The 529-nt window shown below is 65.8% G+C and carries 1 protein-coding gene; it reads right to left on the bottom strand.

The window, feature by feature from the left end; all coding sequences use genetic code 11:
- The coding region (locus ACFOMP_RS19785; protein WP_379033777.1) for a corrinoid protein at positions 1 to 529 on the bottom strand (529 nt) is incomplete at both ends.

The raw sequence follows: 529 nt of genomic DNA, 5'->3' as shown, positions 1-529 counted from the left end.
GGATGCCCTTTTCCCGCATCGCGTCGATGACCACCTTCATGTAGGGCATGGTGGTGGTCAGCAGCGCCGACATGCCCAGGATGTCGGGCCTGTGCTCCTCGATGGCGGCCAGATAGGTCTCGACCGGGTTGTTGATGCCGATGTCGACCACCTCGAAGCCGGCGCCTTCCATCATCATGCCGACCAGGTTCTTGCCGATGTCGTGGATGTCGCCCTTGACGGTGCCGATCAGCAGCTTGCCCTGCCGGGGCGCGTCGGTGGCGGCGAGCAGCGGGCGCAGGATGGTCATGCCGGCCTTCATGGCATTGGCCGAGAGCAGCACCTCGGGCACGAACAGGATGCCGTCGCGGAAATCCTCGCCGACGATGCGCATGCCCTCGACCAGCGCCCGGGTCAGCACCGCATAGGGCGTCCAGCCGCGGGCCAGCAGGATGCGGGTGCCTTGGCCGATCTCCTCGGCCAGCCCGTCATAGAGGTCGTCATGCATCTGCTGCACGAGGTCCTCGTCGGCAAGCTCGGAAAGGCTGAT

Origin of the sequence: Paracoccus simplex (assembly GCF_042648325.1) — a bacterium.
In the GTDB taxonomy this organism is placed as follows: Bacteria; Pseudomonadota; Alphaproteobacteria; order Rhodobacterales; family Rhodobacteraceae; genus Paracoccus; species Paracoccus simplex.
This window is presented reverse-complemented; position numbering and strand designations above follow the sequence as displayed.